19 protein-coding genes and 1 tRNA gene are annotated in these 19,218 nt (G+C 68.3%); 5 read left to right on the forward strand and 15 right to left on the reverse strand.

Features of this window, described 5'->3' with window-relative positions:
• Positions 1–197 precede the first annotated feature (197 nt).
• From murD to BLW83_RS04015, 9 genes are all read right to left on the reverse strand, one after another.
• A complete protein-coding gene (gene murD / locus BLW83_RS03975) occupies positions 198–1,619 on the reverse strand; it encodes a UDP-N-acetylmuramoyl-L-alanine--D-glutamate ligase (protein ID WP_090845681.1) in 1,422 nt (473 codons plus the stop codon).
• A 132-nt stretch (positions 1,620–1,751) separates the two neighbouring features.
• The gene (gene mraY / locus BLW83_RS03980) at positions 1,752–2,831 is read right to left on the reverse strand and encodes a phospho-N-acetylmuramoyl-pentapeptide-transferase (protein ID WP_090845683.1); all 1,080 of its coding nucleotides are present in this window, start codon (positions 2,829–2,831) and stop codon (positions 1,752–1,754) included.
• 4 nt (positions 2,832–2,835) lie between these two features.
• Positions 2,836–4,221, reverse strand: coding sequence for a UDP-N-acetylmuramoyl-tripeptide--D-alanyl-D-alanine ligase (locus tag BLW83_RS03985; RefSeq protein WP_090845685.1), 1,386 nt, complete (start codon positions 4,219–4,221; stop codon positions 2,836–2,838).
• A complete protein-coding gene (locus tag BLW83_RS03990; protein WP_090845687.1) occupies positions 4,218–5,705 on the reverse strand; it encodes a UDP-N-acetylmuramoyl-L-alanyl-D-glutamate--2,6-diaminopimelate ligase in 1,488 nt (495 codons plus the stop codon). The genes BLW83_RS03985 and BLW83_RS03990 overlap by 4 nt, the downstream gene beginning before the upstream one ends.
• 12 nt (positions 5,706–5,717) lie before the next feature.
• Entirely contained in the window at positions 5,718–7,520 is a 1,803-nt protein-coding gene (locus BLW83_RS03995) for a peptidoglycan D,D-transpeptidase FtsI family protein (protein ID WP_090845689.1), read from the reverse strand.
• Positions 7,521–7,525: 5 nt separating this feature from the next.
• On the reverse strand, positions 7,526–7,948 hold the full coding sequence (gene ftsL / locus BLW83_RS15880; protein WP_245728608.1) for a cell division protein FtsL: 423 nt from the start codon (positions 7,946–7,948) through the stop codon (positions 7,526–7,528).
• On the reverse strand, positions 7,948–8,910 hold the full coding sequence (gene rsmH / locus BLW83_RS04005; RefSeq protein WP_177172478.1) for a 16S rRNA (cytosine(1402)-N(4))-methyltransferase RsmH: 963 nt from the start codon (positions 8,908–8,910) through the stop codon (positions 7,948–7,950). The genes ftsL and rsmH overlap by 1 nt, the downstream gene beginning before the upstream one ends.
• Complete coding sequence (gene mraZ, locus BLW83_RS04010) at positions 8,910–9,416, reverse strand: division/cell wall cluster transcriptional repressor MraZ (RefSeq protein ID WP_090845970.1); 507 nt, start codon at positions 9,414–9,416, stop codon at positions 8,910–8,912. The genes rsmH and mraZ overlap by 1 nt, the downstream gene beginning before the upstream one ends.
• Positions 9,417–10,081: 665 nt before the next feature.
• Entirely contained in the window at positions 10,082–11,176 is a 1,095-nt protein-coding gene (locus tag BLW83_RS04015; RefSeq protein ID WP_090845693.1) for an Mrp/NBP35 family ATP-binding protein, read from the reverse strand.
• A gap of 477 nt (positions 11,177–11,653) precedes the next feature.
• Between BLW83_RS04015 and BLW83_RS04020 the strand changes: the two genes are divergently transcribed.
• Positions 11,654–12,424 (forward strand): 23S rRNA (adenine(2030)-N(6))-methyltransferase RlmJ, encoded by a 771-nt coding sequence (locus tag BLW83_RS04020; protein ID WP_090845694.1) that lies wholly within the window; start codon positions 11,654–11,656, stop codon positions 12,422–12,424.
• A gap of 4 nt (positions 12,425–12,428) precedes the next feature.
• Here the strand turns inward: BLW83_RS04020 and BLW83_RS04025 are convergent, their stop codons facing one another.
• Together BLW83_RS04025 and BLW83_RS04030 are read right to left on the reverse strand one after the other, a co-directional pair.
• Entirely contained in the window at positions 12,429–12,785 is a 357-nt protein-coding gene (locus tag BLW83_RS04025) for a chaperone modulator CbpM (RefSeq protein ID WP_090845695.1), read from the reverse strand.
• A complete protein-coding gene (locus tag BLW83_RS04030; RefSeq protein WP_090845696.1) occupies positions 12,782–13,708 on the reverse strand; it encodes a DnaJ C-terminal domain-containing protein in 927 nt (308 codons plus the stop codon). The genes BLW83_RS04025 and BLW83_RS04030 overlap by 4 nt, the downstream gene beginning before the upstream one ends.
• Before the next feature lie 184 nt (positions 13,709–13,892).
• Between BLW83_RS04030 and BLW83_RS04035 the strand changes: the two genes are divergently transcribed.
• Positions 13,893–13,969 (forward strand) — tRNA-Met (locus BLW83_RS04035).
• A gap of 821 nt (positions 13,970–14,790) precedes the next feature.
• A complete protein-coding gene (locus BLW83_RS04045; protein ID WP_143042732.1) occupies positions 14,791–15,126 on the forward strand; it encodes a hypothetical protein in 336 nt (111 codons plus the stop codon).
• A 49-nt stretch (positions 15,127–15,175) separates the two neighbouring features.
• Here the strand turns inward: BLW83_RS04045 and bfr are convergent, their stop codons facing one another.
• The 4 genes from bfr to gltX all read right to left on the reverse strand — a co-directional run bounded on the left by bfr (position 15,176) and on the right by gltX (position 17,719).
• The gene (gene bfr, locus BLW83_RS04050; RefSeq protein ID WP_090845699.1) at positions 15,176–15,661 is read right to left on the reverse strand and encodes a bacterioferritin; all 486 of its coding nucleotides are present in this window, start codon (positions 15,659–15,661) and stop codon (positions 15,176–15,178) included.
• A 28-nt stretch (positions 15,662–15,689) separates the two neighbouring features.
• The gene (locus BLW83_RS04055) at positions 15,690–15,944 is read right to left on the reverse strand and encodes a (2Fe-2S)-binding protein (protein WP_090845700.1); all 255 of its coding nucleotides are present in this window, start codon (positions 15,942–15,944) and stop codon (positions 15,690–15,692) included.
• A 109-nt stretch (positions 15,945–16,053) separates the two neighbouring features.
• On the reverse strand, positions 16,054–16,227 hold the full coding sequence (gene hemP / locus BLW83_RS04060; protein WP_090845701.1) for a hemin uptake protein HemP: 174 nt from the start codon (positions 16,225–16,227) through the stop codon (positions 16,054–16,056).
• A gap of 172 nt (positions 16,228–16,399) precedes the next feature.
• Positions 16,400–17,719 (reverse strand): glutamate--tRNA ligase, encoded by a 1,320-nt coding sequence (gene gltX / locus BLW83_RS04065; RefSeq protein WP_090845702.1) that lies wholly within the window; start codon positions 17,717–17,719, stop codon positions 16,400–16,402.
• 93 nt (positions 17,720–17,812) lie between these two features.
• Here gltX and BLW83_RS04070 point away from each other — a divergent pair, with 93 nt between their 5' ends.
• Positions 17,813–18,220: a metallopeptidase family protein gene (locus BLW83_RS04070; RefSeq protein ID WP_090845703.1), complete on the forward strand. Its 408-nt coding sequence runs from the start codon at positions 17,813–17,815 to the stop codon at positions 18,218–18,220.
• A 19-nt stretch (positions 18,221–18,239) separates the two neighbouring features.
• Positions 18,240–19,199: a 1-phosphofructokinase family hexose kinase gene (locus BLW83_RS04075; RefSeq protein ID WP_090845707.1), complete on the forward strand. Its 960-nt coding sequence runs from the start codon at positions 18,240–18,242 to the stop codon at positions 19,197–19,199.
• Positions 19,200–19,218: the final 19 nt, after the last annotated feature.

Raw genomic sequence — 19,218 nt, forward strand, 5'->3', positions numbered from 1 at the left:
GCGCTAGGAATGATTGCGTGAGGCGCTGCCGTCCCGCGCCGCGGTCTCGCAACGTCGCTGCCGCAGCGGGGGCCAGCCCCCGCACCCCCGGGATATTTTCACACCAAAGACGAGGCCGGCCGCCGCTTGCTCTTCGGGCGGTCCCAAATATCCCGGGGGAGGCACGAAGTGCCGGGGGCAGCGCCCCCATTGCCGGATCAGCCCGGCGTGTCTTCGCCCGTTGCCAGCGCCTGCACCAGTGCGGTGAAATGCTCGCCGCGCTTCTCGAAGTTCGGGTATTGGTCGAAGCTGGCCGAGGCGGGGGCCAGCAGCACCGTGTCGCCCGGCTCAGACTCGGCGCTGGCGCGGGCGACGGCTTCCTCCATCGTACCGACGACCTCGTGCGGGGTGTCGGATAGCTGCAGGGCAAAGTCGCGGGCCGAGTGGCCGATCAGATAGGCCTTGCGGATGCGCGGGAACAGCGGGGCAAGCGCGGCGATGCCGCCCTCTTTCCCCATGCCGCCGGCGATCCAGCGGATATTCTCGAACGCCCCCAGCGCCTTTTGCGCCGAATCGAGGTTGGTCGCCTTGGAATCGTTGACCCAGCGCACGCCGCCGATTTCAGCCACGGTCTGGCTGCGATGCGGCAACCCGGCGAAACTGTGGAACGCGGCCTCGATATCGCGCGGGGCCAACCCGACGCTGCGGCAGGCGGCCCAGGCGGCGCAGGCGTTCTGGTGGTTATGCGCCCCCGGCAGCCCGGTGATGCCGCGCAGGTCGACCGAGGCGATCTGCCGCCCCTTGCGCCATTCGGCCAGAAACCCCTTGCGAGAGGAAACCGACCAGCCGAACCCGTCCAGCTTTTGCTCGACCGAGATGCGGATCACCCGGTCGTCCTGCGGCGACTGCCCCATCTGGTTGGCCAGATAGCGGCCCTCGTCCTCGTCCACGCCGATGATGCAGCGGTCGGGACCGCCCTCGGCGAACAGCCGGCGCTTGGCGGCGAAATAGCCGCCCATGCCGGCATGGCGGTCCAGATGATCGGGCGACAGGTTGGTGAAAACGGCCACGTCCGGGGTCAGCGCCCGGGCAAGCTCGGTCTGATAGGACGAGAGTTCCAGCACCAGCACCTCGGCATCGACGGGCGGCTCCAGCGCCAGCACCCCGGTGCCGATATTGCCGCCCATCTGGGTCGGCCGGCCGGTTTCGCGCAGGATGTGGTGGATCAGCGCCGTGGTGGTGGATTTCCCGTTCGAGCCGGTGACGCAGATCACCCGCGGGGCCGTGTCGAACGCCGCCCAGTCCGCCGCGCCGAAGCTGCGGAAGAACAGGCCGATGTCGTTGTCGACCGGCACCCCGCGGCGCAGCGCCTGCGCGATCGCTGGGTGCGGCTGCGGATAAAGATGCGGGATCCCGGGCGAGGTGATCAGCGCATCCACCGGATCGCGCCAACCCGCGTCGCGGGTCAGGTCGGCCAGCGCCAACCCCTCGGCCTCGGCCTGGGCGCGGGTCTCGGCGCTGTCGTCCCAAGCGATGACGCGGGCGCCGCCCTCGCGCAGCGCCGCCGCGGTGGCGCGGCCCGAGCGGCCGAGGCCGAGAACGGCGATGGTCTGGTTCTGGACGCCCTGGACGGGGATCATGGTCTGGTCCTTGCGGAGAGAAAGGAACCCGGGGCCCGCCCCCGGGCCACTACCATGGCCTTGTTCGCTGAAAACAATCCACCGGATTGTTTTCCGGGCGCTCACAAGCCCAGGATATTTGTGGACAGAAGATCAGCGCAGCTTCAGCGTGGACAGCCCGATCAGCGCCAGGATCACCGCGATGATCCAGAAGCGGATGACGATCTGCGGCTCGGCCCAGCCCTTTTTCTCGAAATGATGGTGGATCGGGGCCATCAGGAACACGCGGCGGCCGGTGCGCTTGAAATAGGCGACCTGAATGATGACCGACAGCGCCTCGACCACGAACAGCCCGCCGACGATGGCCAGCACGATTTCATGCTTGATGCAGACCGCGATGGCACCCAGCGCGCCGCCAAGGGCAAGGCTGCCGGTGTCGCCCATGAACACCGCCGCGGGGGGGGCGTTATACCACAGGAACCCCAGCCCTCCGCCGATCAGGGCCGCGATGAAGACCGCGATCTCGCCGGTGCCGGGGACGAAATGCACGCCCAGGTAGTTGGCGAAATTGGCGTGGCCGACCAGATAGGCGATGATGCCGAAGGTTGCGGCGGCAACCATCACCGGGCCGATGGCCAGCCCGTCCAGCCCGTCGGTCAGGTTCACCGCATTGGCCGCGCCGACGATGACGATCATCGTAAAGGGGACGTAGAAGATCCCGAGGTTGATCAGCACGTTCTTGAGAAACGGCAGCGCCAGTTGCCCCGACAGCGCCGGCGTCTGCAACCACATCACCGCCAGCCCCGCCAGCGCGCCCACCAGCAGCCCCAGCCCCATGCGGATACGCCCCGACACGCCGTCGTGGTGATGCTTGGTCACCTTGGCGAAGTCGTCGGCAAAGCCGATGGCGGCGAATGCGGCCGTGACCAGCAGCACGATCCAGACATAGGCGTTGTCCAGCCGCGCCCACAGCAGGGTCGAGATGAACAGCGCCGACAGGATCAGGAAACCGCCCATGGTCGGCGTGCCCGCCTTGGCGAAATGGTCGGGGCCGACGTCGCGCAGCGGCTGGCCCTTTTTCTGCTTGACCCGCAGCCAGTCGATGATCGGCCGTCCAAAGACGAACCCGAACAGCAGCGCCGTAAAGAACGCCGCCCCCGAGCGAAAGGTGATATAGCGAAACAGGTTGAACAGGCCGCCATCGTCGGACAGGTCCGCCAGCCAATACAGCATGATTTCAGCCCTCGTTACTTGGTTTCTGCGGCGTCTGACGCGCCTTGCGGATCGCGTCAACCACGCTGGCGACGCGCGAGCCCTTGGACCCTTTCACGAACACGACATCGCCGTCCTGGACCAGTTCCCCCGCGCGGGCACAAAGCTCGGCGGCATCCTCGGCCCAGATCCCGCGGCGGGTTTCCGGCAGCGCCTGGAACAGGTGGCGCATTCGCGGGCCGCAGGCATGGACCAGCGCAACCTGCTGCATCTGCGGGAAATCGGCGACGGCGCGGTGCAGGGCGTTTTCGTCCGCGCCCAGTTCCAGCATGTCGCCGAGGATCGCGACCCGGCGGCCCGCGGGCATCGCGGCCAGCGTCGCCAGCCCGGCGGCAAGGCTGGTCGGGTTGGCGTTGTAGCTGTCGTCGATCAGGGTGATCCCGCCGATCTGTTCGACCCCGCCGCGGCCCTTGTAGGGGCGCCAGTCCGACAGGCCCCGCGCCGCGGCCGCGGGATCGGCGCCCAGCGCGGCGGCGGCGGCCAGCACGCCCACCGCGTTGCCGGTGAAATGCGCGCCGGTGGTGGCGAGGGTGAAATCAACCTCGCCATCACCGATCCGGGCGCGGACATTCGTGCGGCCATCCTCGACCTGCGCGGACAGGGCGTGGGCCTCGGCCCCCGCGCCAAAGCCGGTGACGGTGGCGCCTGCCGCCTGCGCGGCGGCCGTCAGGATCGGCGTGACCCCCAGCCCCTGCGGGATGATGGCGTGGCCGCCCGGCTCCAACCCCTCGAAGATCGAGGCTTTTTCGGCGGCGATACCGTCGATCGAGCCAAACGCCTCCATATGCGCGGGGGCGACGGTGGTGATCATCGCGACATGCGGGCGGGCCATGCGCGACAGCGGCGCGATCTCGCCGGGGTGGTTCATGCCAAGTTCAAGGATGGCGAAATCGGTGTCCGCCGGCATCCGCGCCAGCGTCAGCGGCACGCCCCAGTGGTTGTTCAGGCTGGCCTCGGCGGCGTGGACGCGCCCCAGGGGGGCCAGCGCCGCGGCGGCCATGTCCTTGGTCGAGGTCTTGCCGACCGAGCCGGTGATCGCCAGCATCCGCGCGCGGGTCCGGGCGCGGGCGGTGCGACCCAGAGCCTCAAGCGCGGGGACCACATCCGCGACCAGCAGCAGCGGGGCGTCGGCAGCCACCCCTTCGGGGATGCGGCTGACCAGCGCGGCGGCGGCGCCCCGTTCCAGCGCCTGCGCCACGAAATCATGGCCGTCGCGCGCATCCTTCAGCGCCACGAACAGATCGCCCGGGGCCAGCGTGCGGGTGTCGATGGAAATGCCGCTTGCCGCCCAGTCGGCGGTCGCGCGCCCGCCGGTGGCAGCGGCGGCGTCCTGCGCGGTCCACAGCGTCATATCATGCCATCCAGCGCGGCCACGGCCACCGAGGCCTGTTCCGCATCGTCAAAGGGAAACACATCCGAGCCGATGATCTGCCCGGTCTCATGGCCCTTGCCGGCGATCAGCAGCGCGTCGCCGGGTTCCAGCACATCGACGGCGCGCAGGATCGCCTCGGCCCGGTCGCCGACCTCGGTGGCGTCGGGGCCGGCGCCTTGCAGCACCGCGGCGCGGATCGCAGAGGGGTCTTCGCTGCGGGGGTTGTCGTCGGTGACGAACACCACGTCGGCGTATTCGCGGGCCGCCGCACCCATCAGCGGGCGCTTGGCGCGGTCGCGGTCGCCGCCGGCGCCGATCACTGCGACGATGCGGCCCATCACATGCGGGCGCAGCGATTGCAGTGCCGCGATCACCGCGCCGGGCTTGTGGGCGTAATCGACGAACACCGCGGCGCCGTTGGTGCGGCGGGCGGCCAGCTGCATCCGGCCGCGCACGGTTTCCAGCCCCGGCAGCGCCGCGATCACCGCCCCGGGGTCGGCGCCGGTCGCCATGCACAACCCGGCGGCGCACAGCACGTTTTCCGCCTGAAAGCCACCGATGAGGTTCAGGCGGATCAGATGCGTGCGGCCATGGGCGGAAAACCGCAGCTCTTGCCCGGTGGCGTCATAGCGCTGGCCGAGGATGCGCAGGTCGCAGCCCTCGCCGCGGCCATAGGTGGTCACGGCCAGCCCGCGCGCCTGCGCGATCCCCGCCGCCTGCCGGCCGCGTTCGTCATCGGTGCAGATCACCGCCGCCGCGCCGGGTTCAAGGATACGGTCGAACAGCAGCGCCTTGGCGGCGAAATAGCTGTCGAAATCCTGATGATAATCCAGATGGTCCTGGCTGAAGTTGGTGAACGCGCCCGCCGCCACCCGCACCCCGTCCAGCCGCCGCTGGTCAAGCCCGTGGCTCGACGCCTCCATCGCGGCATGGGTGACGCCGGCGAAAGCGGCCTCGGACAGCACCCGGTGCAGGGTGATCGGCTCGGGGGTGGTGTGGGCGAGGCGTGCGGAATAATCGCCCTCGACCCCCATGGTGCCCAGGCTGATCGCGCGCAGCCCCAGCGCCTGCCAGATCTGGCGGGTGAAATTCGCAACCGAGGTTTTCCCCGAGGTGCCCGTCACCGCCACCACCGTCTCGGGCTGCGATTCGAACCACAGCGCGGCAGCGCCGGCCAGTGCAGCGCGCGGATCCTGGGCCACGACCAGCGCCACCCCCGACCCGGCCAGCGCATCAGCCGCCATCGCCGCGCCCTGCCGGTCGGTCAGCACCGCCGCCGCCCCCTGCCGCAGCGCATAGGTGATGAATTCGCCGCCGTGGACCTCGGACCCGGGCAGCGCCGCGAACAGATACCCCTCGCGCACCTGCCGCGAATCGACGGCAAGGCCGGCGATCTGCGGGTCGCGCCCGTCTGCCGCCCTCAGCCCCAGCAGGGACAGTTTCTTTCCGGTTTTATCCGCCATCAACCCTTGTCCTTATCTTGCCGAGATCCTTACGGCATCGGCCGGACGGGGTTCAATGACGGGCAGTTTCACGTCATCGGGACGCAGCCCCAGCAGCGGCGACAGCCGCTCGACCAGCGCGGCGGCGACCGGCGCAGCGGTGGCGCCCGCGGTGCGCAGCTCGCCCCCGCCCGCGACCGAGACCTTGGGTTCGTCCAGCGTCACCACCAGCACATAGACCGGCTTGTCCGCCGGATACATCGCTGCAAAGGTCGAGACGTTGCGGTTCTTGTAATAGCCGCCGCCGGGGCGGGGCTTGTCGGCGGTGCCGGTCTTGCCGCCGACCTGATAGCCCGCGACCTCGGCCTGACGTGCGGTGCCCTTGGTCACCACATAGCGCAGCAGGTCGCGCGCGGCGCCGGCGGCGCGCGGCGACAGCACCTGTTCGCCCTGCAACGGTTCCTTGCGGTGGACCAGCGTCGGGCGCACCCGCCGCCCGTCATTGGCCAGCGTCGCATAGGCCGAGGCCAGATGCAGGGGGCTCGCCGCCAGCCCGTGGCCAAAGGACACGGTGGCCGCGGTCACCGCCGGCCAGCGCCGCGGCACGATGGGCTTGCCGGTCGGCGCCTCGGTCATCTCGATGGGCGTCGGCTCGAAAAACCCCAGATCCCTGAGGAAACGCTGCTGGCGTTCCGGCCCCAGCATCTGCGCGATCCGCACCGTGGCCACGTTCGAGGATTTGCCGATCACGTCCTTGACCGACAGGTCGCGGCCGTAGTTGTGGAAATCATGGATCAGGTATTTCCCGATCTTCATCGGGGAACTGGCGTTGATCATCGTGTTGACGTTGATCAGCCCCTCGTCGATGGCCTGCGCCACCGGAAAGATCTTGAAGGTCGAGCCAAGCTCATACTGCCCCTGCACCGCGCGATTGAACAGCGGGCTGTCCGAGGGATCACCCTTGAGCAGGGGCTTGGGCCGGTCGTTGGGGTCGAAATCGGGCAGGCTGGCCATGGCGACGATTTCACCCGAGGCCACCTCCATCAGGATGCCGGTGGCGCCTTTGGCGTTCATCACCTTCATGCCGTTGGCCAGAACCTCCTCCATCGCGGCCTGCGCGGTCAGGTCGATGGACAGTTGCAGCGGCGCGCCGGCATTGGCGGGGTCGCGCAGCCAGCCGTCAAAGGCTTTCTCGACGCCGGCCATGCCCAGCACCTCGGCGGAACTGACGCCCTCGGCCCCGAATTGCGAGCCGCCAAGGATGTGGCTGGCCAGATTGCCGTTGGGGTAAAGCCGCATCTCGCGCGGGCCGAACACCAGACCCGGCTCGCCGATGTCGTGGACGGCCTGCATCTGTTCGGGGCTGAGCTTTTTCTTGATCCAGACGAATTTGCGTTCCCCGGTCAGGTCACGCTTCAACCGCTCGGCGTCGAGGTCGGGAAAGATCCTTGCCAGCTTGGCCGCGGCGGTGGCCGGGTCCACCAGATCCTGCGGATGCGCGTAAAGCGCGTGGGTGGACAGGTTCGTCGCCAGCACCCGCCCGCGCCGGTCCACGATGTCGGCCCGCTGCGAAATGATCTGCGCGCCCGAGGCATGGACGCGCGGCTCGCTGGGCTGGCTCGAGGCCATCGCCCCCATCCGCAACCCCACCGTGGCAAAGGCCAGCATGAAGCCCAGCGCCATCCACTTGATCCGCCCCTCGGCCCGGCGGCGGGCGCGGTCCTGGATCTCGGCATGGCGGCGGGCGCGCAGCTCGGCCTCGATCTCGTCGGGGTCTTGCCCGGCCTGTCGGGCGCTGAGGATGCGGGCCAGAGGGCGCAAGGGGGTGCGGATCATGGCAATCACTCCTGCGGGGAACGGTCAGCGGCGGCGGGGGCGGCAAAGCCAGGGCGGAACGGGCGCGGCGGCGGCGCGCCCAGGTTGCCGGACGGCAGCGGCGCCACCCAGTCGTCGTCTTCGGGGGGCGCAGGCAGGTCGGGCGGGGGATAGTCGATGTTGCGCGGGCCGCCGAACTGGTTCGACTGCACCGGCGCCAGCCGCAGCCGTTCGAAATTCATGTCGACCAGCTGGCGCAGCCGCTCGGGGCGGTTGAGATAGGCCCATTCCGCACGCAGCACGCCCAGCGTCTCGCGCAGGCCGGCGATCTCGCGCTGGACGGACTGCATCCGGTCCACCTGCGCCTGCGTGCGGTAGTTTTCGCGGTAAGCCCAGAACGCCAGCGCCATCACCACCAGCGCCGCGGCAAGATAAAGCAGCGGCCGCATCACACACCCCCGGGCAGTCGCGGCAGGCCCAGCCGCGCCGGATCGGCACGGCCCGCGGGGGCATCGGTGCGCCGGGCCACGCGCAGAAAGGCCGAGCGCGCGCGGGGGTTCGCGGCCAGTTCATCCGCATCCGCGCCGATGGCGCGGCGGAACGGCAGGGTAAAGGCGGGCGGCTCCAGCAGGGTTTCGGGCGCGTGCCGGCTGCCTCCGCCGGCGGCATTGGCGCGCGCCTGCATGAAGCGCTTGACCACGCGGTCTTCCAGCGAATGAAAGCTGACCACCGCCAGATGCCCGCCGGGCTTGAGCGCGCGCTCGGCGGCCTCAAGCCCCGCCAGCAGCTGGCCGAATTCGTCGTTCACCCAGATTCGGATGGCCTGAAAGCTGCGGGTGGCGAGGTGGCTTTGCCCCGGTTTCGGGCGCGGCAGGCAGGATTGCACCACCTCGGCCAGCTGCGCGGTGGTGGCCAGCGGCCGCGCGGCGACGATGGCGCGGGCGATGCGGCGGGCGGCGCGTTCCTCGCCATAGTAATGCAGCACATCGGCGATGCGCGATTCCTCGGCGGAGTTCAGCAGATCGGCGGCCGACGGCCCCGCCTGCCCCATCCGCATGTCCAGCGGCCCGTCACGCAGAAAGGAAAACCCGCGTTCCGGCTGGTCAAGCTGCATCGAGCTGACGCCAAGGTCCAGCACCACCCCGTCCACCGGCCCCCCGGCCAGCGCGTCCAGTTCGGAAAACGTGCCCTGCACCAGCCGCAGCCGGGCGCCGTAGTCCCCGGCCCAGGGCGAGGCCATCGCAAACACCGCCGGGTCGCGGTCGATGCCGATCACAAGCTCGGCGCCCGCCGCCAGCAACCCGCGCGCATAACCGCCCGCACCGAAGGTGCCGTCAACCCAGACCCCACGCACCGGCGCAACCGCCGCCAGCAGCGGGTTCAGCAGCACGGGAACATGCGGGGCGTCCATCAGCTTTCGGCCGCAGGCGCAGGCGGCAGCAGCGACAGCGGATCGGCGCCGGGTTCCAGCGCCGGCATGTCGGCCTGAATGGCGGCCAGGTCGGCCTCGTGCGTCTCGGGCGTCGAGACTTTCAGGTAATCGCCCTGCGCCATGAAGAACACGCGGTCCTCAAGCCCGATCTTTTCGCGCAGCCGCTGCGGCAGCACCAGACGGCCGTCGGCGTCGATCTCGGCCTCGTCGGACAGGCCGTTCATCAGGGTTTCCAGATAGCTGCGCTCGGCCGAGCCGCGGGGCATGCGGCTGATGCCTTCGTCGATCTCGTCGATGGCGTCCATGGTGTAAAGCCGCAGATGCGTCCAGTCGGCGAAACCATAGACGACGACCAGCTGCGCGCGGTTGCGGGATGCAAAATCGGGGTCCGACGATTCGAACACGCGGCGAAACCGGGCGGGGATCGAGACGCGCCCCTTGGCGTCGACCTTGCCCTCTTCCGAGCCTCTGAACCTGCGTGCCAAGCCCGCCACCTTCTCACTGTCCATTCCCGGAAACGGGCCCCAGAACGGGAAAGGGCGGATCGGGCTGCTGCCACTGCCCGATCCGCCGCCCTCGTCCCATCACTGGGCCCCGAAGTTTCGGGGGATCGCCCGGTCCGCCGCGCCACCTTTGGGGGAAGGTGCTGCTCGCACGGCGGCCGAGTCGTTTTTGCGGATGGCGGGAGCCTGTATGAAGCCTGCCTCTGGCCGGGGTCTTGCTGCCCCTTTACTGCCCGTCTTCCGTGAGGACAGGGATGCCATGGGAAAACATGGGAAGCAATGGGGTTGTGACGGGACCGACCAAAGCCCACCCAAGGCCTTCACGAGAACGCGACAGGAACACCCGCCAAAGCGCACAGGCAGATCTGTAGATATAGGTAAAGGAGCCACATCGCAGAACTATATATAGTGGTCCAGCGACTGTGACATTATAGGCGCAGCGCCCGAGTTATCCACAGATAACTCGGGCAGCGGTTGCAAAGCGGGTGGAGGAATCGCCGAAAACTGGCGGGAATCACGGCCTTTCACAGCGGCGCGATTCGGTCTTGAAGTCACGGGTGGGGCCCGATCCCGCGCTTTCCCGGTCGACCGGCCCGTTCCCGTGAATTCCCGAAAACCAGCCGGGGCGCGGCGAAAACCGCCCGGCCTCAGGCCACGCCGTCGGCGATCAGCCGGCTGGCAAGACGCGCATAGGCGTCGGCCACCGGCCCCTCGCCCGCAGCCACCGGTCGCCCCGAATCGCCGGCCAGCCGCACCGACAGGTCCAGCGGCACCGCACCGAGAAACGGCAGGCCGCGGGCCTCGGCCTCGGCCGCGACGCCGCCATGGCCGAACAGATGCGCCTCGTGGCCGCAGTTCGGGCAGACATACATGGACATGTTCTCCACCAGCCCCAGCACCGGGGTGCGCAGCTTGTCGAACATGTCGATGGCGCGGCGCGCGTCGATCAGCGCCATGTCCTGCGGCGTGGACACGATCACCGCGCCAGTGACCGGAGCTTTCTGGCACAGGCTCAGCTGCACATCGCCGGTGCCGGGCGGCAGGTCCACCAGCAGCACGTCCAGCTCCCCCCATTCCACCTGGTTGAGCATCTGCTGCAACGCGCCCATCAGCATCGGGCCGCGCCAGACCACGGCCTCGCCCTCTTTCATCATCAGACCCAGCGACATCATGGTGACGCCGTGGGCATGGACCGGGATGATGCGGTCGTTTTCGCTGCGCGGTCGTTCGGTGACGCCCAGCATCCGCGGCTGGCTGGGACCGTAGATGTCGGCATCCAGCACGCCCACGCGCCGGCCGGCCCGGGCCAGCGCCACCGCCAGGTTGGTGGTCAGCGTCGATTTCCCGACCCCGCCCTTGCCCGATCCGATGGCGAGGATGCGCTGCACCCCCGGAATCGCCTGCGGTCCGGCCTGCGGCGTGGGATGACGGCCCAGCTTGAGACTGGGCGGCGGCGTCCCAGCCCCGCCCGAGCTGGCCGCGACCGAGGGCGCGCGCCCCGCCGGCGCGGTGGTCACGATGCGCACCCGCTGGAACCCCAGCGCGCGCAGGCGCGATTCGGCCTCTTTTTCAGCCGATTGCAGTTCGCGCGCCAGCATGGGGTCGGCGGCCTCGATGACAAAGCTGACCTCGTCGTCGGTGACATTGAGCGCGCGGACCAGATCCGCCTCGACCAGATTGCCCCCGCCCGGAACCGCGATTTCCGAAAGCTCCTGCAAGACCCTGTCGCGATTCCCCGCCATGATGCGCCCTCTTTTATGCCTGATCATTGGGGATATAGGGCGGGTGGCGCAGCACAACCAGCCACCCATGGGGCGGCGTGGGGGCGGCGTGCGACGCTGCGTCGCAGCATTTCAAGCCCAAAACCCGAAATGACGTTGCGTCTCACGCATAGGTTACACAACCGAAGTTTGTATTCAGCCGATTCGCTGTGGCGAGAGGGCAAAATAGTTAATTAATCGCCAAGACAGCCGACCGGACCTATGCGCAAAACGCATGGCAGATCAGCGTAAAGTGCCATTGTGCATTCGCAGCATCTCGGCCATATTGTGTCCATGGATCGCAGCCGACCTCCTCCCCGGCGAACGATCCGGATGCAACGCCGCCCTCTCCTCCTCCCTGGGCGCGTTGTCGGCGGCGGCCCCTCTCCTCCTCCCCGGGGTCGCCGCTTTAACTCTCCTCTGCTTTCATTTCCACGGCGCGACGGCTAGGCACGGCGCATGTTGTCGTATCAGCACGCCTATCATGCCGGGAATCTCGCCGATGTGCACAAGCACGCGCTGCTGGCGACGGCCCTGGCGCGGCTGACCGAAAAGCCCAAGCCGCTCAGCTATATCGAAACCCACGCGGGGCGCGGGCTATACGACCTGTCGGGCCCCGAGGCGCAGAAGACCGGCGAGGCCGCCCATGGCATCGCCCGCGCCGAGACGGCGGACTGGCTGCCGCATCCGCTGCGTGCGGCGCTGACCGCGGTGCGCGACCGCTTTGGCGCCGCGTGCTATCCCGGTTCGCCCCTGATCGCCGCGCATTTCCTGCGGCCGGGCGATTCGGCGCATCTGGCCGAGCTGCATCCGGCCGAACACGCGGCGCTGGCGCAGGTAGCGGGCCACGCCCGGCTGCACCTTCAGGACGGTTTCGCCGTGGCAAATGCGCTGATCCCGCCGACCCCGCGACGCGGGATGCTGCTGATCGACCCCAGCTATGAAATCAAGGCCGACTACGACCGCATTCCCGGCTGGATCGCCCGCATGGCGCGCAAATGGAACGTGGGGGTGATCGCGCTGTGGTATCCGGTGCTGACCGATGCACGCCAACAGCCCATGGCCGAATCGCTGGCGGCGGCGCATCCCGGCGCGCTGCGGTCCGAGGTGCGCTTTGCACCCGCCCGCCCCGGTCACGGCATGGTCGGATCCGGGATGTTCGTCATCAACCCACCCTATGGGCTGGAGGACGAGGCCGCGCGGCTGGCGGCGCTGTTCGCCGCGACATAAGGCGCTAGCGGCGGCGAACCCGCAGGATCCGGGTTTCGCGGATGATGCCGCGCAGCCGGGCGCGGGTCTCGGGCGGCTCGGCGGCCAATGCGCCCAGCACCGCGCGCATCTCGCCTTTCAGCCCGTGCAGCTGATCGATCAGCGACAGCACCAGTGCCAGCGCGTTGGAGTCCAGTTGAAACGCATCCTCAAGATCCACGGCCAGTTGCAGCCGCGCCGCGTCGATATCGCGAAACCGCGGCGCATCCCCCTTTAGCACCGGCTGCACGATTCCGGCATCGGTCAGCGCATCCAGCGACGCATCCGACAGTCCCGGAACCAGCGCCAGGATTTCTTCCCGGCTCATCGAGTGGCTGGTCATCGTCCCCCCTTTCCCCGGACGGCGCGCGGGTCATAGGCGTGATCCTTGCGCCAGTTTTCGACAAAGCGGGCCAGCTCGTCGTCGATGCTGGGCGGCATCACCACCCGCAGCTCGACATGCTGGTCGCCGCGCTTGCCCCCCGCAGCTTGCAGGCCACGCCCGCGCAGCCGCAGCTTTTGCCCGCTTGAGGCGCCGCGCGGCACGGTCAGCATCACCGGCCCGTCGATGGTCTGCGCCTCGACCCGCGCGCCCAGAATCGCCTCGTCCAGCGAAATCGGCAGCACGGTGATCACGTCGTCGCCGTCGGTCCGCCAGTCGGCATCCTCGCGCACGCTCAGCGCCAGCAGCGCGTCGCCCGGCGGCGCCTCGCCCATGCCGGGGCCGCCCTTGCCGCGCAGGCGGATGGTCTGGCCGTCGCGGGTGCCGGCGGGAATGTTCACGTCCAGCACCTGCCCGTCAGGCAGGGTGATGCGGGTGGTGCCGCCCCGCGCGGCGGTCAGGAAATCGACCTCGAGCGTATAGCGGAAATCCTGCCCGCGCATGTCAAAGCTGCGCGTGCCGCCCTGCCGGCCGGCGCTGCGGCCGCCCTGTCCGAACAGATCGGCGAACACATCCGAGAAATCGCCGAAATCAGCCTGTCCGCGATAGGGGTTGTCGGGCGATTCCGAAAAATCGCGATAATAGCGGCGCTGCGGGCGTTCCTGCCCCTGCGCGTCGATTTCGCCCCGGTCGAATCGGGCGCGCTGCTCGGGTTCCTTCAGCAGATCATAGGCAGCCGAGGCGGCCTTGAAACGCTCTTGCGCCGCCGGATCGTCGGTCAGATCGGGGTGATCCGTCCGCGCGATCTTGCGATACGCCTTTTTGATTTCCGCATCGCTGGCCGTTCTGGACACCCCAAGTGCGGCATACGGATCATCCGTCATCTGGCAACCCCTTGCTATCCCTGCAACGCCCTGCCGGGCGACCCGGTTTCCTTGATCCGTTTCCCTGCCCCGCCCCGCGCCGTTAGGCAAGCACCCCGAGCCGCCAGAAATCCGCTTGACGGGCGGGGCTGCGCGCCTTACATCCCCCGCACCCATCGCGAGACAGCTGCTCGCGACGCATCGGGGCGGAGTAGCTCAGCTGGTTAGAGCAGCGGAATCATAATCCGCGTGTCGGGGGTTCAAGTCCCTCCTCCGCTACCACCCAGCCCCTGTCGGGGCAATCGCGCCCGCATGAAATGTGATTTCCGGCAATGTGCCGCAACGTCATTATCGCAGCACCGCCGATGCGACCGGAATAACGCAGGCCGATCCGACCGCCGCGACCCGCCCGTTAACCTAATTTGTCATGCTCAGCGCGGCACATTGCCGGAAACCCGATGAATTCAGGGCCGCAGCGGGCGCGCAAAACCTATCCAAAAATACAACATCCATTCCGGCGCGTTTTGTCGCAACTTGCAGTCATAGCGAGTCCCATGTTTTCGGGTTGAAGTTGTAACGAGGAACATTTTAGCGTTATCGACTGCCGTGGGCGCCAATATGGCGACCACGGCGGCGACAACCGGGGCCATGTCGGCCCCGTCGCCCTGCAACACGCTCAGCATTTCCCGGGTTGGTGCGCCTTTCGACAATCACTTGAGACAACCCGCGCCGCATTGCTGGCCGGCTTTGACGCTGGCCGCATTTTTCCGTGTCCTGCGGTCAAAACGGGGCGTGCCGAATTCGGCTTTGCCACCCATCCGATTAAACACGTTCGGGCCGCGACGCCGCATTCGGCTTCGGTATCGGCATCGAATTTCGGACTATCGCGCATTTCAGCCGGGATACGGAATGGATACGGCGCAAATTCAGGGTCATTACCGGCAATGCCGGGCTTGACACTCATGGCACCCGCGCATCCTGCCGCGTGCAATTCGGCACGGCATCTTGCCTCGCCATCGCGAAACTGCTTTCTCCGGCTCTGGTCATTATCGGCGCAGGCAGTCTGTTGAACGCACCCCCCCTTTTCTTCCGGCAGCTGGAGCGTGGTCGCCACGGTCCGCGCGCCCGGATCATTGTGCGAGGTCTTTGCCCGCCACCAGCTTGCCCGCGGCGCGTCGCGGGTGTTCTTGTTCCACGATGACCCCGACATGGCGCCGGAAATCGCCCTGCCCGGCGTGACCAACACCATCTGCGATGCCGGCTGGTGGCGGCGCGGCCGCCCCGAGGCGCTGGCCCGCGACGGCGAGGACGGGCTTGACGCCCTATACCTGCGCATGGCCGTGATGCCGCCCGATCTGCTGGCGCAATCGCTGGCAGCGGGCTTCGTGCAGCTGATCCCGCCCGAGCCGCATCTGGCCGCAGACCCGGCCGCGCAATGAACAACGCCGCCCGCAGGGGCGGCGCGTCGGGTGGCACGGGCCTTGCGGCTTATTCGGCGTCGTCGGCGGGCTTGGCGTTCAGCAGCCCGTAGTTCTGCGCGCCGATTTCGTCCATCAGCTGCAACTGGGTTTCGAGGAAATCAATGTGCCCTTCCTCGTCCTCGATCAGGTCGTCGAAAATCGCCTTGGACACCTGGTCGTTGACCGCAGCGCAATGCTGCCGCGCCTCAAGATACAGGTTGCGGGCGTCGTGTTCGCCGGCCAGATCGGCCTCAAGCGTTTCGCGGATGTTCTGCCCGATGCGCAGCGGGTCCAGCTTTTGCAGGTTGGGGTGGCCTTCGAGAAAGATGATGCGCTGAATCAGCTTGTCGGCGTGATTCATTTCCTCGATCGATTCGGCGCGCGACTTGTCGGCGATCCGGCCATAGCCCCAGTCTTCTTGCAGCCGATAGTGCAGCCAATACTGGCTGACCGCGGTCAGTTCCGACCGCAGCGCGGCGTTGAGATATTCGATGACCTTCGGATCACCCTTCATTTCAGTCTCCTGACCTGTTCACCCGTGTTCAGCCTGTCACGCGGCGGCGCAACCCGCGCAGTTCCGCGGGAACCGCCCGCGGATCCGCATCGACGGCGAACCCTTCCGAGGCCCGCATCGTCGCCACGAACAGCTTCATGCACCCGCCGCAATCCGCGCGCTTTCCCAACGCGCGATAGATCTTGCCGGGCGTGATGATCGTATCAGCATCCGAGGCGCGCATCCAGCCGACAGCGGCGCGGATTTCGTGGTCGGTGACGCCCGTGCATTGGCAGACGATCATCGCGGTTGCCTGGGGGTGTTGTGCATGTGCGGGGCCTTGTGGGTAGCTGCTCGGTCGGGTGGTGACGCGGGGGGCTTGCCGGAACTGGTCAGGTCAGGCCGGGCAGGGCTTACTTGGTCAGGATCAGCTTGCCGGCGCGGGTGATGCGCAGCGTATAGACCTGATCGGCCAGCGCGATCTGCGCCAGATGGCCGCCCGCGGTCAGGTCAGTTGCGTCGTGCATCGGCACCCGCAGCAGCGGAACAGCGATGCGTTGGGTCACGTCAAAGGCGAGGTCGTTCATCAGAGCCTCCGGGGTTGCTCGGGGTGGGTTAAGATACCCAACCTTTTATGTCGACAACCCCGGCTGTCAATATAATTCTGACAAAAACACTTTGGCCGGCAAGGAAGCGCGCATCAAAAAGGGCGGCGCGTGGATCTGACGCGCCGCCCGAAAACGTTCCCGCTGCCCGGTCTCAGGCGCGGATATTTTGCAGTAGCGGCATCAACCCGGCCATCTCGGGGCCGTGGTCCATCCCGGTCAGCGCCTTGCGCAGCGGCATGAACAGCCCCTTGCCCTTGCGCCCGGTGGCGGACTTGACCGCGGCGGTCCATTCGCCCCAGGTGGCGTCTGTCCACGGCCGCGGCGGCAGCAGCGCCAGCGCCTGCGCCACGAACTCGGCGTCCTCGGGGGCGATCGCGGGCTGGGCGCCGTCGCGCATCAGCGCCCACCACTCGGCCAGGTCGTCCAGCCGGGTGATGTTCTGGCGGGCGACATCCCAGAATCGCGGGGCAATGTCGTCGGGCACCCCCATCGCGGCGATGCGGTCGCGCACCGTATCATAGGGCAGATGCTGGTTGCGTTCGCGGGTCAGCGGCCACAGATCCTCGGCGTCGAATTTCGTGGGCGAGGCGCCGAATTGCGACAGGTCGAACCCCTCGGCCAGCTCGTCCAGATCCATGCGCAGCGCGACGGGCTGGTTCGAACCCAGCCGCGCCATCAGCGATAGCAGCGCCTGCGGCGCGACGCCCTGTTCGCGCAGATCGCGCAAGCTCAGCGTGCCCAGCCGCTTGGACAGTTCCTCGCCCTGCGGGCCGGTCAGCAGGCTGTGGTGGGCAAAGCGCGGCGGCTCGGCCCCCAGCGCGCGGATGATCTGGATCTGCGTGGCGGTGTTGGTCACGTGGTCAGCACCGCGCACGATGTCGGTGACGCCCATGTCCACGTCATCGACCGAGGACGCAAAGGTATACAGCACCTGCCCGTCGGCGCGGATCAGCACCGGGTCGCTGACCGAGGCCGCGTCGATCGACACCTCGCCGATGATGCCGTCGGGCCATTCGATGCGTTCATGGTCCAGCCGGAACCGCCAGTAACCCTCGCGCCCCTCGGCCCGCAGCGCGGCTTTCCGGTCGTCGCTCAGCCCCAGCCCGGCGCGGTCATAGACCGGCGGGCGACCCATGTTCAGCTGTTTCTTGCGCTTGAGGTCCAACTCGGTCGGGGTCTCGAACACCTCGTAAAGCCGCCCCGAGCCGCGCAGGCTGTCCGCCGCCTCGGCATAGCGGTCCAGCCGGTCGGACTGCCGCTCGATCCGGTCCCAGTGCAGGCCCAGCCATTCCAGGTCGCGCTGGATGCCGTCGGCGTATTCCTGTCTGGAGCGTTCGCGGTCGGTGTCGTCCAGCCGCAGGATGAAGGTGCCCCCCGCCTTGCGCGCGATCAGATAGTTCATCAGCGCGGTGCGCAGGTTGCCGACGTGGATATGGCCGGTCGGCGAGGGCGCGAAACGGGTGGTGGTCATCGGGGTCTCCTTGATCCCCTCGCTCTTTCATAACGGGCGATTCTTGTCCATATCAGGCGCTGACCGACCGACAGCCGCAGGGGGATACACACCATGACCGACTGGAGCGAGGCCAAGGCCCCCTCTGCCGCCGACATCGAGGCGCTGGCCCGCGACGTGCTCGCCCAGCTGCCGGTGGAATTTGCCGGCCACGCGCAAGAGGTGATCCTGCGGGTCGAGGATTTCGCCGGCGAGGATGTGCTGGACGAGCTGGAAATCGACGACCCGCTTGAGCTGACCGGGCTATACGACGGCATCCCGCGGCCGGAAAAATCCCTGTCCGACCCGCAGCATTTCCCCGACACGGTCTGGCTGTTCCGCCGCGCCATCCTGGACGAATGGGCGGAACGCGGCGATGCCTCGCTGGGGGATCTGGTCCGCAACGTGGTGATCCACGAATTCGCCCATCATTTCGGCTGGTCGGACGAGGATATCGCCCGGATCGACCGCTGGTGGGAATGACATGACTGCGGGGGCAGGAATGACGGGCACGGATCAGGCCCCCATCCTGACCGTGACGCTCAACCCGGCGCTGGATCTGTCAACCAGCGCCGCGCAGGTGGTGCCCGAGCTCAAGCTGCGCTGCGAGGCGCCGGTGGTCGATCCCGGCGGCGGCGGCATCAATGTCAGCCGCGCGATCTCGCGCATCGGCGGGCGCTCGACCGCGCTGGTGGCGCTGGGGGGCGGCACCGGCACGCGGCTGGGGCAGCTGCTGAACGAGGCCGGGCTGCCGGTGCTGCGCATCAACGCCCCCGGCGACACGCGGCAGTCGCTGTCGGTCACCGACCGCGAGACGGAAAAGCAGTTCCGCTTTGTGCTGCCGGGGCCGGAATGGGCGCAAGCGGATGTGGCCGATGCGCTGGACGCGGTGGCGGCAGCGGCGGTGGCGGGCAGCATCGTGGTGCTGTCGGGGTCGAACCCGCCCGGCGTGCCTGACGATTTCGTGCTGCGCCTGTGCGCGCGGCTGCGCGGGGTGCCGGTGCGGCTGCTGATGGACAGCTCGGGCGCGGCGCTGGCGCTGGCGGCGCGAGGCAAGGTGCGGCTGGCGGTGCTGCGCATGGACGACGCCGAGGCCGAAGGTCTGGCCGGCCGCACCCTGCCGGAACGCCGCGACACCGCCGATTTCGCCAGCGCGCTGGTCGCGGCCGGGGCGGCGCAGACGGTGGTCATCGCGCGGGGCGCCGACGGCAATATCGGTGCCGGCCCCGGCGGGCGCTGGCATGTCGAGGCTCACCGCGTCCCCATCGTCAGCAAGGTCGGCGCCGGCGACAGTTTCGTTGCCGGCTATGCGCTGGCCATCGCCCGCGGCCGAGGCATCGCCGAGGCGCTGGGGCTGGGCGCGGCCTGCGCCTCGGCCACCTGCATGATGCCGGGAACCGGGCTGTGCCGTCCCGACGACGTGATGCGGCTGTATCAGGAACGCGTGGTCACGCCGATCTGAAGAACCGGGGGCCAGCCCC

The organism is Paracoccus alkenifer (assembly GCF_900108405.1).
GTDB classification, from domain to species: Bacteria; Pseudomonadota; Alphaproteobacteria; order Rhodobacterales; family Rhodobacteraceae; genus Paracoccus; species Paracoccus alkenifer.